This window comes from Delftia sp. WSY_22, assembly GCF_043104185.1.
Taxonomy (GTDB): domain Bacteria; phylum Pseudomonadota; class Gammaproteobacteria; order Burkholderiales; family Burkholderiaceae_C; genus Comamonas; species Comamonas tsuruhatensis.
Genome location: NZ_JBICKN010000057.1, coordinates 258,469 through 270,358 on the forward strand (window position 1 = coordinate 258,469; position 11,890 = coordinate 270,358).

General features: G+C 67.0%; 14 protein-coding genes. 7 read left to right on the top strand and 7 right to left on the bottom strand.

Annotated features, from left to right (window positions below):
* Positions 1–19 precede the first annotated feature (19 nt).
* On the bottom strand, positions 20–865 hold the full coding sequence (locus ACF8NF_RS25210) for a SirB1 family protein (RefSeq protein ID WP_016448980.1): 846 nt from the start codon (positions 863–865) through the stop codon (positions 20–22).
* Positions 866–915: 50 nt separating this feature from the next.
* Positions 916–2,481 carry a murein biosynthesis integral membrane protein MurJ gene (gene murJ, locus ACF8NF_RS25215; protein WP_016452589.1) on the bottom strand — a complete coding sequence of 522 codons (1,566 nt, stop codon included), beginning with the start codon at positions 2,479–2,481 and terminating at the stop codon, positions 916–918.
* A 181-nt stretch (positions 2,482–2,662) separates the two neighbouring features.
* Here murJ and rpsT point away from each other — a divergent pair, with 181 nt between their 5' ends.
* Complete coding sequence (rpsT, locus tag ACF8NF_RS25220; RefSeq protein ID WP_016448982.1) at positions 2,663–2,962, top strand: 30S ribosomal protein S20; 300 nt, start codon at positions 2,663–2,665, stop codon at positions 2,960–2,962.
* 235 nt (positions 2,963–3,197) lie between these two features.
* On the opposite strand, the gene ACF8NF_RS25225 is transcribed toward rpsT, so the two are convergent.
* On the bottom strand, positions 3,198–3,515 hold the full coding sequence (locus tag ACF8NF_RS25225) for a DUF3579 domain-containing protein (protein ID WP_012204103.1): 318 nt from the start codon (positions 3,513–3,515) through the stop codon (positions 3,198–3,200).
* 349 nt (positions 3,516–3,864) lie between these two features.
* Between ACF8NF_RS25225 and ACF8NF_RS25230 the strand changes: the two genes are divergently transcribed.
* The 4 genes from ACF8NF_RS25230 (at position 3,865) to ACF8NF_RS25245 (ending at position 6,706) form a co-directional block, all read left to right on the top strand.
* Entirely contained in the window at positions 3,865–5,061 is a 1,197-nt protein-coding gene (locus ACF8NF_RS25230; RefSeq protein ID WP_392451492.1) for an aspartate aminotransferase family protein, read from the top strand.
* A gap of 10 nt (positions 5,062–5,071) precedes the next feature.
* The gene (gene argF, locus ACF8NF_RS25235; protein WP_016448984.1) at positions 5,072–6,004 is read left to right on the top strand and encodes an ornithine carbamoyltransferase; all 933 of its coding nucleotides are present in this window, start codon (positions 5,072–5,074) and stop codon (positions 6,002–6,004) included.
* Between the two features lie 41 nt (positions 6,005–6,045).
* Positions 6,046–6,264 (top strand): hypothetical protein, encoded by a 219-nt coding sequence (locus tag ACF8NF_RS25240; RefSeq protein ID WP_016448985.1) that lies wholly within the window; start codon positions 6,046–6,048, stop codon positions 6,262–6,264.
* Positions 6,265–6,358: 94 nt separating this feature from the next.
* Entirely contained in the window at positions 6,359–6,706 is a 348-nt protein-coding gene (locus tag ACF8NF_RS25245; RefSeq protein WP_016448986.1) for a YkgJ family cysteine cluster protein, read from the top strand.
* A gap of 50 nt (positions 6,707–6,756) precedes the next feature.
* On the opposite strand, the gene ACF8NF_RS25250 is transcribed toward ACF8NF_RS25245, so the two are convergent.
* Genes ACF8NF_RS25250 through ACF8NF_RS25260 form a run of 3 tightly spaced genes read right to left on the bottom strand, consistent with a single transcriptional unit; the run spans position 6,757 to position 9,262 of the window.
* A complete protein-coding gene (locus tag ACF8NF_RS25250) occupies positions 6,757–6,951 on the bottom strand; it encodes a hypothetical protein (protein WP_277849569.1) in 195 nt (64 codons plus the stop codon).
* A 14-nt stretch (positions 6,952–6,965) separates the two neighbouring features.
* Positions 6,966–8,909, bottom strand: a complete 1,944-nt coding sequence (locus tag ACF8NF_RS25255; RefSeq protein ID WP_392451493.1) for a ferrous iron transporter B — start codon at positions 8,907–8,909, stop codon at positions 6,966–6,968.
* Positions 8,906–9,262, bottom strand: coding sequence for a FeoA family protein (locus ACF8NF_RS25260; RefSeq protein WP_016448989.1), 357 nt, complete (start codon positions 9,260–9,262; stop codon positions 8,906–8,908). Before ACF8NF_RS25260 ends, ACF8NF_RS25255 begins: the two co-directional genes overlap by 4 nt.
* 195 nt (positions 9,263–9,457) lie before the next feature.
* Between ACF8NF_RS25260 and ACF8NF_RS25265 the strand changes: the two genes are divergently transcribed.
* Positions 9,458–9,778, top strand: coding sequence for a YkgJ family cysteine cluster protein (locus ACF8NF_RS25265; protein ID WP_026062772.1), 321 nt, complete (start codon positions 9,458–9,460; stop codon positions 9,776–9,778).
* 24 nt (positions 9,779–9,802) lie between these two features.
* On the opposite strand, the gene ACF8NF_RS25270 is transcribed toward ACF8NF_RS25265, so the two are convergent.
* Entirely contained in the window at positions 9,803–10,273 is a 471-nt protein-coding gene (locus ACF8NF_RS25270; protein WP_016448991.1) for an Lrp/AsnC family transcriptional regulator, read from the bottom strand.
* Positions 10,274–10,411: 138 nt separating this feature from the next.
* Between ACF8NF_RS25270 and ACF8NF_RS25275 the strand changes: the two genes are divergently transcribed.
* Complete coding sequence (locus tag ACF8NF_RS25275) at positions 10,412–11,851, top strand: amino acid permease (RefSeq protein WP_203399827.1); 1,440 nt, start codon at positions 10,412–10,414, stop codon at positions 11,849–11,851.
* The last annotated feature ends 39 nt before the right edge of the window (positions 11,852–11,890 follow it).

Consider the following 11,890-nt stretch of genomic DNA (forward strand, 5'->3'; position numbering starts at 1 on the left):
TCAGCCCACGCGCGGGCGGCTACAGCCCTCTCAGCCGCCGGATCACCTCGCGCACGGCCACGGCCTGCGCGCCCTGCTGGGACTGCAGGAAGCGCTCCAGGTCTTCAAGCGCACGCTCGGTCACCCCCCATTGCGCATAGGCCAGCCCCCGGTCCCGCAGGATCTCGGGCATGTCGGGCCGCAGCACGGCCAGCCGGTTGAGCACGGCCACCAGCAGCGGCCAGTCGCGCCGGGCATGGTGGATCTCCTGCAGGTTGCGCAGCATGCGCTCCAGAACGTCGCGCGGCGAGGCGCCCTGCAGGTACATGCCCAGCGGAGCGGCCTCTTCGGCCGACAGGCCCGCGCTCTGCCAGAAGGGCTCCAGCCGCTCGGCCAGGCTGTTGGCCGAAAAGGACTCGCCACTCAACGGGTCCATCACCACCTGCCCCTGGGGCAGGCGCATCTTGACCAGGAAATGGCCGGGAAAGCTCACGCCCTGCGCCGGCAGATCGATGGCCGCAGCCAGCTCCAGCCAGATCAGCGCCACACTGATGGGAATGCCGCGCCGCGTCTGCAGCACATGGTGGATGTAGCTGTTGGCGGGGTCGTAGTAGTCGTTGAGATTGCCGCCAAAGCCCAGCTCGCCGTAGAAGAACTGGTTGAGTCCGCGCAGGCACTGCAGCGGATCGGTTTCGCCAGCCAGGCGCTGGACCAGGCGCACCTGCAGCCGGTCCAGTTCGGCGCTGGCCGCCTGCAGGTCGAGATCGGGCACGGCATCCTGGGCGATGCTGATTGCCGCCTCCATCAGCGGCAGGTGTTCATCGCTTTGCACCAGCGCTGCAAAGTATTGCAGGGCCGTTGGCGTGTCGTCGTAGCTCCAGCTCATGATGCCTTGTGAATTTGCAGCGCCCAGGCCTGCAATTATGCGGGTTCGGGCTAGCGCCGCAGCAGTGCCCGCAGCTTGAGCCCGGCCGCCCACAGCGCGCCAAAGTACAGCAGGGCCGAGGCCGCCATCAGGCCGGCAAGCAGGCCCACGCGCTGCCATCCGTTGGCACGCAGCGCAATCCAGTCGAAATGCTGGCTTCCCCAGGTCAGCAGCACGGCCAGCAGACTGCTGGCCGCAATCACCTGCAAGGCCAGCCGCCCCCAGCCGGGCTTGGGACGGTAGACGCCCCGGCGCAGCAGCCCCCACAGCAGCCAGCCCGCATTGACCAGGGCCGCCAGGCCGATGGACAGCGCCAGACCCGTATGCGCCATGAAGGGCACCAGCACCAGGTTGAGCAGCTGGGTGATGATCAGCACCACGATGGCGATCTTGACGGGCGTGCGGATGTCCTGGCTTGCGTAGTAGCCGGGCGCCAGCACCTTGATGGCCACCAGGCCCACCAGGCCGGCGCCGTAGCCCACCAGCGCCAGCGCGATCTGGCCCACATCGCTGTCCTGCAGCGCGCCACGGTGGAACAGCGTGGCCACGAGCGGCTCGGCGAAAGTGAGCAGCCCCACCGCGCAGGGCACGGAAAACAGCACCACCAGGCGCAGCCCCCAGTCCAGCATGGCCGAGTAGCGCTCCGAGTCGTCGGCCGCCTTGGCCGCGGCCAGTTGGGGCGTGAGCACCACGCCCAGCGCCACGCCCAGCAGCGCCGTCGGAAACTCCATGAGCCGGTCAGCATAGAACAGCCAGGTCACGCTGCCCGGCTGCAGATAGGAGGCGATCTGGGTATTGATCATCAGCGAGACCTGGGCCACGCCCACGCCCAGCAGCGCCGGCGCCATCAGCCTGAGGATGCGGCGCACGCCGGCCTCTTGCCAGGCCTGGCGCAAGGCAGCTGGAGAAAACCCGATGCGCGGCAGCAGGCCCAGGCCTGCCAGCGCCGGCAGCTGTACCGCCAGCTGCAGCACGCCGCCCAGCATCACACCGCCGGCCATGGCATAGATGGGCTCTATGCCGCGCGCCTGCAGCCAGGGTGCACCCCAGAAGGCGGCGGCAATCATGGCCAGGTTCAGCAGCACGGGCGTGGCGGCCGAGACGGCAAAGCGCCGCCAGGTATTGAGCACGCCGGACGACAGCGCCACCAGCGACATGAAGCCGATGTAGGGGAACATCCAGCGCGTCATCAGCACGGCTGCGTCATAGCCTTCGGGCGACTGGCGCAGGCCGCTGGCCAGCAGCCAGACCAGCAGCGGCGCGCCGACCACGCCCAGCACGCAGGTCACGAGCAGCACCCAGAACAGCAGCGTGGCCACATGGGAGATCAGCCTGCGCGTGGCCTCCTCCCCCTCCTTGGCCTTGCTGGCGGCCAGCACCGGCACGAAGGCCTGGCTGAAGGCGCCTTCGGCGAACAGGCGCCGGAAGAGATTGGGAATCCTGAACGCGACATTGAACGCATCGGTCAGCGCATTGGCTCCGAACATGGAGGCCATGAGCAGATCGCGCACCAGCCCGGTGATACGGGAGGCCAGCGTCAGCAGGGAAACGGTGGAGGCGGCTTTGAACAGTGACACCGTGGGGAGTGTATGCGCTGGCACGGCCATCGGAGCTGCGTGCCCGGGCGGGCCGGACGGCTCTTGCACTCCGTTGCAACAGGCCCGATTGCGCGGCCTGGGGCCCACAGGCCCTGGAGGGACTGCATGCTATAATCCCGCGCTTCGCCGACAACATCCTCAGACACTAGGAATACATATCATGGCATCCAAGCCCGTAAAGAAGAACCCCCGCCTGGCATCCGGCCGCAAGCGCGCCCGCCAGGACGTCAAGCTCAACGCAGCCAACACTTCGCTGCGTTCCAAGTACCGCACCGCCGTCAAGAAGGTCGAGAAGGCCGTTCTGACTGGCGACAAGGCCAAGGCAACCGAACTGTTTGCCGCAGCCCAATCCGTTCTGGACACGATCGCCGACAAGGGCATCTTCCACAAGAACAAGGCCGCTCGCGACAAGAGCCGCCTGTCCGCCAAGGTCAAGGCCCTGGCAGCCCCCGCCGCCTAATCCACTTAGGCAACCGCACGGATGGCCCCGGCCATCTGCCGTTTGTAACGGGTGCGCTGTCAGCGAACGAGAAAACCGCCTTCGGGCGGTTTTTTTGTGCCTGGACAAAAGCGCCGCCATCGGCAATCGCACCGAAGGAAAAGCCCGGCTCCAGCAAAGCGCAGCCGAAAAAAAACGCACCCCAGGCGCGCTTCACATCGGGCGGGAACCGGCCCCGCAAAAAAAGAAGCCGGCCTCAGCGGGCCGGCTCGTCCGGTATCAGGCAGGCTTCGGCAACCTGCAGGTTGTTGTCCTTGGCGAAATTCAGGCAGAAATCCCAGGCCATGGGCTCGTAGTCGCGCAGGTCGCGATGCACGACCACGCACTTGACGCCGTTGAGCGTTGTGGGAACACACCAGGGCGAGTAGCTCAGGTGGCTGCCGCGCTGGGCACCACCGGGGCGGAACTGGCTCATGACGCCTGCCAGCCGCTCGGCCCAGTCGCTGGGCCGGAAAGTCTTGCCTTCGTGGGTGATGCCCTGGATGAACAGTTCTTTGCTGGAGGGAGAGACCATCAGGATGCGCACCAAAATACGACTTGCGCAACAAGGAGCAAAACAGGCGGCTTGCCAAGGGGCCCAGCACCTTGCCACTTCCTGTTTGCGCAAGTCCTTCAAAAAAGTCAGAGCCCGCAGACAGGATCGCTGCCGGCAGGCCAAGCGGGCATTTTATCTCTTATATAAGAGCTGGACCGTTGTGCAGCGCACTAACCAAGTGTGGCGTAGGTTCATTGCATGGCTGTGATGCGCAAACCGCAACGGTAGGCCATTGCGCGGCCCCTAGAATCGGGCTTCGCTGTTTTTCAGGCATCTGCGGCGGCAACGCCCGGATGCCGTTTACTTTCCAGCTCAGGAGATTTTTGCAATGACCGCTTTCATCGAGGCTGCCTCGTCCCACGTGATGAACACCTATGGCCGCGTACCGATCGCTCTGGAGCGAGGCCAGGGCTGCCGCGTGTGGGACGTCAACGGCAAGCAGTACCTCGATGCGCTGGGCGGCATTGCCGTGAATACGCTGGGCCACAACCACCCCAAGCTGGTGCCTGCGCTGCAGGACCAGGTGGCCAAGCTCATCCACACCTCCAACTACTACCATGTGCCCGGCCAGGAAACGCTGGCCAAGCTGCTGACCGAGCGCGCGAAGATGACCAATGTCTTCTTCTGCAGCACGGGCCTGGAGGCCAACGAGGCCGCCATCAAGATCGCGCGCAAGTACGGCGTGGACAAGGGCATCGCCAAGCCGGTGATCGTGGTCTACGAGCATGCCTTCCACGGCCGCTCCATCGCCACCATGACGGCCACGGGCAACCCCAAGGTGCGCGACGGCTTCGGCCCGCTGCTCGACGGCTTCCTGCGCGTGCCGGTCAATGACTTCGAAGCGCTGCAACAGGCCACGGCCGACAACCCCGACGTGGTGGCCGTGATGATGGAGCCCATCCAGGGCGAAGGCGGCCTGCACCCCATGCGCATCGAGTACATGCAGCAGGTGCGCGCTCTGTGCGATGCCAATGGCTGGCTGATGATGTTCGACGAAGTCCAGGCAGGCATGGGCCGCACGGGCAAGTGGTTCGCCCACCAGTGGGCCGGCATCGTCCCCGACGTGATGACCCTGGCCAAGGGCCTGGGCTCGGGCGTGCCCATCGGCGCCGTCGTCGCCCACGGCAAGGCGGCCACCGTGCTGCAGCCGGGCAACCACGGCTCCACCTTCGGCGGCAATCCGCTGGCCATGCGTGCGGGCATCGAAACCATCCGCATCATGGAAGAAGACGGCCTGCTGGCCCATGCCACCAAGGTGGGAGACCGCCTGAAGTCCACGCTGCAAAAGGAGCTGGCCGACGTCAAGGGCGTGGTCGATGTTCGCGGCCAGGGCCTGATCATCGGCATCGAGCTGAACAAGCCCTGCGGCGCCCTGCTGGGCCGTGGCGCCGAAGCCGGCCTGCTGTTCAGCGTGACCGCCGACACCGTGGTGCGCCTGGTGCCGCCGCTGATCATGACCGAGGCCGAGGCCGACGAAGTGGTCGCCAAGCTCAAGCCCCTGATCGTGCAATTCCTGTCCGAATGAGGACCTGCCTATGACTGCCATCAAGCACTATCTGCAGTTTTCCGACTTCACGGCCGACGAGTACGCCTATGTGCTCGAGCGCGCGGCCCTGATCAAGAAGAAGTTCAAGAACTACGAAAAGCACCACACGCTCAGCGACCGCACGCTGGCCATGATCTTCGAGAAGGCCAGCACGCGCACCCGCGTGAGCTTCGAGGCCGGCATGTACCAGCTCGGCGGCTCGGTGGTCCACCTGACCACGGGCGACAGCCAGCTGGGCCGCGCCGAGCCCATCGAGGACAGCGCGCGCGTCATCAGCCGCATGACCGACCTGGTGATGATCCGCACCTACGGCCAGGACAAGATCGTGCGCTTTGCCGAGTACTCGCGCGTACCCGTCATCAACGGCCTGACCAACGAGTTCCACCCCTGCCAGATCCTGGCCGACATCTTCACCTTCATCGAGCACCGCGGCTCGATCCAGGGCAAGACCGTCGCCTGGGTCGGCGACGGCAACAACATGGCCAACACCTGGCTGCAGGCGGCCGACCTGCTGGGCTTCACCGTCCACGTCAGCACGCCGGGCGGGTACGAGGTGGACGAGAAGCTGGCCTTTGGCGGCAAGGCGCCGCGCGAGGGCTGCTACAAGGTCTTCAAGGACCCGCTGGATGCCTGCAAGGGCGCCGACCTGGTGACCACCGACGTGTGGACCAGCATGGGCTACGAGGCCGAGAACGAGGCCCGCAAGAAGGCCTTCGCCGACTGGTGCGTGGATGCCGAGATGATGGCCGCCGCGCGTGCCGACGCCCTGTTCATGCACTGCCTGCCCGCCCACCGTGGCGAGGAAGTGCAGGCCGAGGTCATCGACGGGCCGCAGTCCGTGGTCTGGGATGAGGCAGAGAACCGGATGCACGTGCAAAAGGCACTGATGGAGTACCTGCTGCTGGGCCGCCAGCCGGGCTGATCACGCCCACTCCTTTGGCCCAGGCGCATTCCCTCACACCCATGCACCTGAGCCACGAACACTCCAGACACCGCCTGCAGGCCAAGCGCCCCCAGGCGGTGTTTCCGTTGGGCGGCTGCGCATTGCGCCATCCGCACATTGCACGCCATACGCGCGTGCCCTCCTTCTTCGGGCCGCGCCGGCATTTCGCGGCCCGGGTGCGTGCGCTGTTCGTGCGCATCCACACCTTCTATCTGAAGTTCCTCCAGGGCCATACCTAGGGCCGCACCCCCTCTTCCCAGCCTTATGCGCCGCCCCGGGCACCGGGCGCGGCAAGCCTGTGCGTGCCCTGCTGTCTCCCGAAGAAGAACTTCCATGTCCGAAGCCCTGCATCCCTGCCTGAACTGCGGCGTCTGCTGCGAACACTTCCGTGTCGAATTTTCCGTCTACGAGCTGCGCTCCATGGGCGGCACCGTTCCCGATGAACTGGCCCATGAGGTCCACGGCAACCGCTGGCGCATGAACGGCACCGAGCGCCGCCCCGTGCGCTGCACGGCCCTCACGGGCCGCTGCGGCGAACAGGTGGCATGCAGCATCTACGAGCAGCGCTCATCGACCTGCCGGGAATTCGAGATGGGCACGGACCGCTGCAACGCTGCGCGCCTGGCGCATGGCCTGCCTGCGCTGGATGACGGCGCCCGCATCTGGCTGGCCGCTGCCTGAGCGTGCAACCGGCCGGAGGCCCGGCGACCGGCCTGTCGACCGATCTGGCGCTATGGCTGGCGCCTGCCCGGTGCGCAGCTGTCTCCGCCGCAGGCGCTGCAGCCGCCGCAGCCTCCCCCGTCCTTGGGCGCCAGCGACGGATGCAGCTGACCGGCCTTCAGCCGCCAACGCGCCGGCAGGTAGCGCCAGACCAGGGACACGGCCGCCACCACCACGATCACGCCCACGATGATGTTTTGCCACATGCTCAATGCCCTCCTCAGCCCGCGCCCAGCGCGAGGGCCACGCGGTAGGTGATGAAGCTGGCCAGGTAGGCCAGCGCGAACAGGTAGCCCGTCATCAGCAGCGGATAGCGCCAGCCATTGGTCTCGCGCCACACGGCCGCCAGCGTGGAAATGCACTGGGGCGCGAACACGAACCAGGCCAGCAGCGACAGCGCCGTGGCCAGGGACCAGGTATGGGCGATCAGCGGCCCCAGCTGCTCGGCCATGGCCTCGTCGCTGGCAGCGGACAGTGCATAGACCGTGCCCATGGCACTGACGGCCACTTCGCGCGCGGCCATGCCGGGCACCAGGGCGATGGCGATCTGCCAGTTGAAGCCGATCGGCGCCAGCACCACCTCCAGCCAGCCGCCGATGCGGCCTGCAAAGCTGTAGCGGATGGCCGCTTCGGTGACGCCATCGGGCGGCGCCGGGTAGCTGGCCAGGAACCACAGCACGATGCTCACGGTCAGGATGATGCCGCCGACGCGGCGCAGGAAGATCATGGCGCGCTCGTACAGGCCCAGGGCCAGGCTGCGCGGGCTGGGCCAGCGGTAGGAGGGCAGCTCCATCAGCAGCGGCGTGGGGCCGGCGCTGCGGCCCACCAGCTTGGCCACGCCGGCCACGGCCATGGCGCTGGCGATGCCGGCCACGTACAGCGCGAACAGCACCAGGCCCTGCAGGTTGAAGATGCCGCCCACCGTGCGCTCGGGAATGAAGGCGCTGATCAGCAGCGCATAGACCGGCAGGCGCGCCGAGCAGGTCATCAGCGGCGCGATCATGATGGTCACCAGGCGGTCGCGCCAGCTGGTGATGGAGCGCGTGGCCATGATGCCGGGCACGGCGCAGGCGAAGCTGGACAGCAGCGGAATGAAGGAGCGGCCCGACAGGCCGACCTTGCCCATGATGCGGTCCAGCAAAAAGGCGGCACGCGGCAGGTAGCCCGAATCCTCGAGTGCAAGGATGAACAGGAACAGGATCAGGATCTGCGGCAGGAAGACCAGCACGGCGCCCGTGCCGGCGATCACGCCATCGGCCAGCAGGCTGCGCAGCGCGCCTTCGGGCATGTGCTCGTTGACCAGGGCCGAGACGGCCGAAACGCCGCCCTCGATGCCATCCATCAGCGGCTGTGCCCAGCTGAACACGGCCTGGAACATCAGGAACAGCGTGGCCGCCAGCAGCAGCATGCCCCACAGCGGGTGCAGCACCACGGCGTCGATGCGGTCGTCGCGCCGGGTGTCCACCACGGGCTCCTTGACGCAGTCGGCCATGATGCGGGCCACCTGCTGGTGCAGGGCCAGCACCTGCTCGCGCGCATCGCCCGGGCGGGCCGGGGCCTGCAGCTGCGGCGCCGCCAGGGCGCGGGCTTCGGGGCCGTCCAGCCATTGCAGCAGTTCGCGCGCGCCGTCCTGGCGCACGCCCACCGTGGACAGCACGGGCATGCCCAGGGCGCGTGACAGCGCCTCGCGGTCGATATCGATGCCCTGGCGCCTGGCCATGTCGCTCATGTTGAGCACCAGCAGCATGGGCAGACCCAGGCGCTGGGCCTCCAGCACCAGGCGCAGGTTCAGGCGCAGATGGGTGGCGTCGGTGACGCAGACCAGCAGTTCGGGCGGCGCCTCGCGCGCATGGCGACCCGAGACGATGTCGCGCGTGATGCGCTCATCCTCGCTGTGCGCGTGCAGGCTGTAGGTGCCCGGCAGGTCCAGCACGCGCACGCGCCGGCCGCTGGCCGTGCTCAGCCAGCCTTCCTTGCGCTCCACGGTCACGCCCGCGTAGTTGGCCACCTTCTGGCGTGCGCCGGTCAGCAGGTTGAACAGCGCCGTCTTGCCGCAGTTGGGGTTGCCCAGCAAGGCCAGGCGCAGTGCGGAATCACCGCTGCCGCCGCCGCCCTGGGCAGGCTGCAGCGGCTGAATGAGTTTGGGAGAGGACGACGCGCTCATGCCACCGCCTCCGGCGCCACGCGCACCAGGGCCGCCTCATGGCGGCGCAAAGCGAACGTGGTCTGGCCCACGCGCACGGCCAGCGGGTCGTCGCCCGGAAAGCCCGCGGCCAGGATGCGCACGGGCTCGCCGGGCAGAAAGCCGATCTCCATGAGCCGCAGCAGCAGTTCCTGCTCGCTGGCATCGCGTGCGGCATGGAGCTCGACCACGCGCGCCGATACCTGGCGGGGCAGGGCATCAAGGGTGATGGCCGTGGTGGCAGCAACGGCGGCAACGGCAGCAGAGGAGGACATGGGAGGCGCGGACAGCGTGGACGGAGCCGCAGCGTCCGTCGCGGGGTTCATCGAATGCATGGCGTGTTGTATCAATTGATTTTTATTCTCATTTTGATTTTGATCGAACCCGGGCGGCGGGACCGCGCATGGTATCGGAGTGCGGGACAGGGTTTTGCGTTCCCGGCTTTGCCCCCTGGCGGGCCCAGGCGGGCGGCGCGCGGCACAATGGCGGCCGACGCCGACACGGCCTTTGCGCACTCCCTTCCCCACGCCATGACCCATCCCTGCCTGAGCTGCGGCGCCTGCTGCGCATCGTTTCGCGTGGACTTTTCCGTGCACGAGTCGCAGGCGCAGGGCGGCCGCGTGCCAGCCGGGCTGGCCGAGGAAGTCACCGACCACACCTGCCGCATGCGCGGAACCGACTGGGCGCGTCCCCGCTGCGCGGCCCTGGTCGGCAAGGTGGGCGAGAAGGCCCATTGCGGCATCTATGAATGGCGCCCCTCGCCCTGCCGCGAGTTCGCCGCCGGCAGCGATGCCTGCAACCGCGTGCGCGTGCGCCATGGCATGCAGGCGCTGGACAGCGGCCTGCTGTAGCAGCCTGCCAGGCGCCACCGGCCGTCATTCCACCGGCAGCCCCGCCAGCTGTCCCTTGAATTCCTGCAGCGAGAAATGCGTGTGCACCTGGCGCACGCCGGGCAGCCGGTGCAGGCGGCTGAGCAGCAGATCGGAATAGGCGTCGAGATCGCGCGCCACGACGACCAGCAGGAAGTCCTCCGGCCCCGAGATGCCGTGGAACATCACGACCTCGGGAATGGCGCAGACCGCTTCCTGGAAATGGCGCGAGGACTCCTCGTTCTGGTGGTCTATGCCCACCATCACGAAGGCCAGCACGCCAAAACCTATGGCGCGCCGGCTCAGCGCGGCGTGGTAGCCGGTGATCACGCCCTCGTCCTCCAGCCGCTTGATGCGCCGCCATGACGGTGACTGCGACAAATGCACACGCTGCGCCAGCTCACCCGAGGTCAGCCGCGCGTTGTCCTGCAGGGCGCGGATCAGCAGCCGGTCCGTTCTGTCGATGTCGATTGGCATAAACCACCTATGAATTCATGTTTCACAGAATAACTTATCCAAGATCAAGTCGATTTAGGGATAACTACTAAACGCCCCGCGAAGGCCGTCCATAGCATCCGCCTCCGAAGCCCCCCACAGCAACGGAGACAACAACCCATGCCAGCCTTCGAAGACATCGTCCAGCGCGAAGCCGGACTCAAACAGCAGCTGTCCGCCGGACAGATGACCATGATCGCCATCGGCGGTGCCGTCGGCACCGGCCTGTTCCTGGGCAGCGGCTTTGCCATCGGCTTTGCCGGGCCCAGCGTGCTGATCAGCTATGCCATCGGCGCAGTGATCTCGCTGCTGCTCATGGGCTGCCTGGCCGAGATGACGGTGGCCCACCCGACCTCGGGCTCGTTCGGCGCCTATGCCGAGCACTACATCAGCCCGATGGCCGGCTTCATGGTCCGCTATGCCTACTGGGCCTGCGTGGTGCTGGCCGTGGGCACCGAGGTGACGGCCGTGGGCCTGTACATGGGCTACTGGTTCCCCGAGGTGCCGCGCTGGGCCTGGGTGGTGATCTTCTCGGGCGCGCTCATCGGCGTGAACATGATGAGCGTCAAGGCCTTCGGCGCCGTGGAGTACAGCTTCTCCATGATCAAGATCATCGCCATCGCGGCCTTCATCGTGGTCGGCGCCTGGGTGGTGTTCGGCGCCCGTCCGGACGGCGTGGGCTTTGCCAACTACGTCAACAACGGCGGCTTCTTCCCCAACGGCCTGTGGGGGACCTGGGTGGGCGTGATCATCGCCATCTTCAGCTACCTGAGCATCGAGATGATCGCGGTGGCCGCCGGCGAGGCCAAGGACCCGCAGCGCGCCGTCACCAGCGCCTTCCGCTCCACCATGGTGCGCCTGGTGGTGTTCTACCTGGCCACGATCGCGCTGATGCTGGCCATCGTGCCGTGGTCGGCCGCCGGCAAGGAGGGCAGCCCCTTCGTCAAGGTGATGGAGATCATTGGCCTGCCCGGCGCGGCCAGCGTGGTCAATTTCGTGGTGCTGGTGGCCGCCCTGTCGGCCATGAACAGCCAGCTGTACATCACCACCCGCATGATGTTCAGCCTCTCGCGCGCCGGCCATGCGCCCGCCGTGCTGGGCCGCGTGAACTCGCGCGGCGTGCCGCTGCCGGCGCTGCTGCTGTCGTGCCTGGGCATTGCCGTGGCCACCCTGTTCAACATCATCAATCCCGAGCAGTCCTTCATGCTGATGATGGCCGTGGCCATGTTCGGCGCCATGTTCACGTGGTTCATGATTTTCGTGACCCACCTGTTCTTCCGCATCCACTGGGTGCGCCAGGGCAACAAGCCGCTGGCCTTTCGCATGTGGGGCTTTCCGGTGCTGACGCTGCTGGGCGCGGCGCTGATGCTGGCCGCCCTGGTGTCCACGCTGTTCACCGACGTATTCCGCCTGACCGTGCTCACGGGCCTGCCCTTTTTGCTGCTGCTGGCCGCCGTCTACGCCATCTGGTATCGCCGGCCGGCCGGCCAGCCCTCCCCTCAGACCCCAACCCCAACCCAGACCCCAACATCCACCCAAGCCCAGGTTCCCGCCCGGTGACATCCGGCCTCCCGTTTCTCTCTCTGCCTTAGACACATG

Coding starts and splice junctions, on each gene's coding strand:
- ACF8NF_RS25210 (WP_016448980.1), bottom strand. CDS start 865: ATGAGCTGGAGCTACGACGACACGCCAACGGCCCTGCAATACTTTGCA.
- rpsT (WP_016448982.1), top strand. CDS start 2,663: ATGGCATCCAAGCCCGTAAAGAAGAACCCCCGCCTGGCATCCGGCCGC.
- ACF8NF_RS25225 (WP_012204103.1), bottom strand. CDS start 3,515: ATGGTCTCTCCCTCCAGCAAAGAACTGTTCATCCAGGGCATCACCCAC.
- ACF8NF_RS25230 (WP_392451492.1), top strand. CDS start 3,865: ATGACCGCTTTCATCGAGGCTGCCTCGTCCCACGTGATGAACACCTAT.
- argF (WP_016448984.1), top strand. CDS start 5,072: ATGACTGCCATCAAGCACTATCTGCAGTTTTCCGACTTCACGGCCGAC.
- ACF8NF_RS25240 (WP_016448985.1), top strand. CDS start 6,046: ATGCACCTGAGCCACGAACACTCCAGACACCGCCTGCAGGCCAAGCGC.
- ACF8NF_RS25245 (WP_016448986.1), top strand. CDS start 6,359: ATGTCCGAAGCCCTGCATCCCTGCCTGAACTGCGGCGTCTGCTGCGAA.
- ACF8NF_RS25250 (WP_277849569.1), bottom strand. CDS start 6,951: ATGTGGCAAAACATCATCGTGGGCGTGATCGTGGTGGTGGCGGCCGTG.
- ACF8NF_RS25255 (WP_392451493.1), bottom strand. CDS start 8,909: ATGAGCGCGTCGTCCTCTCCCAAACTCATTCAGCCGCTGCAGCCTGCC.
- ACF8NF_RS25260 (WP_016448989.1), bottom strand. CDS start 9,262: ATGCATTCGATGAACCCCGCGACGGACGCTGCGGCTCCGTCCACGCTG.
- ACF8NF_RS25265 (WP_026062772.1), top strand. CDS start 9,458: ATGACCCATCCCTGCCTGAGCTGCGGCGCCTGCTGCGCATCGTTTCGC.
- ACF8NF_RS25270 (WP_016448991.1), bottom strand. CDS start 10,273: ATGCCAATCGACATCGACAGAACGGACCGGCTGCTGATCCGCGCCCTG.
- ACF8NF_RS25275 (WP_203399827.1), top strand. CDS start 10,412: ATGCCAGCCTTCGAAGACATCGTCCAGCGCGAAGCCGGACTCAAACAG.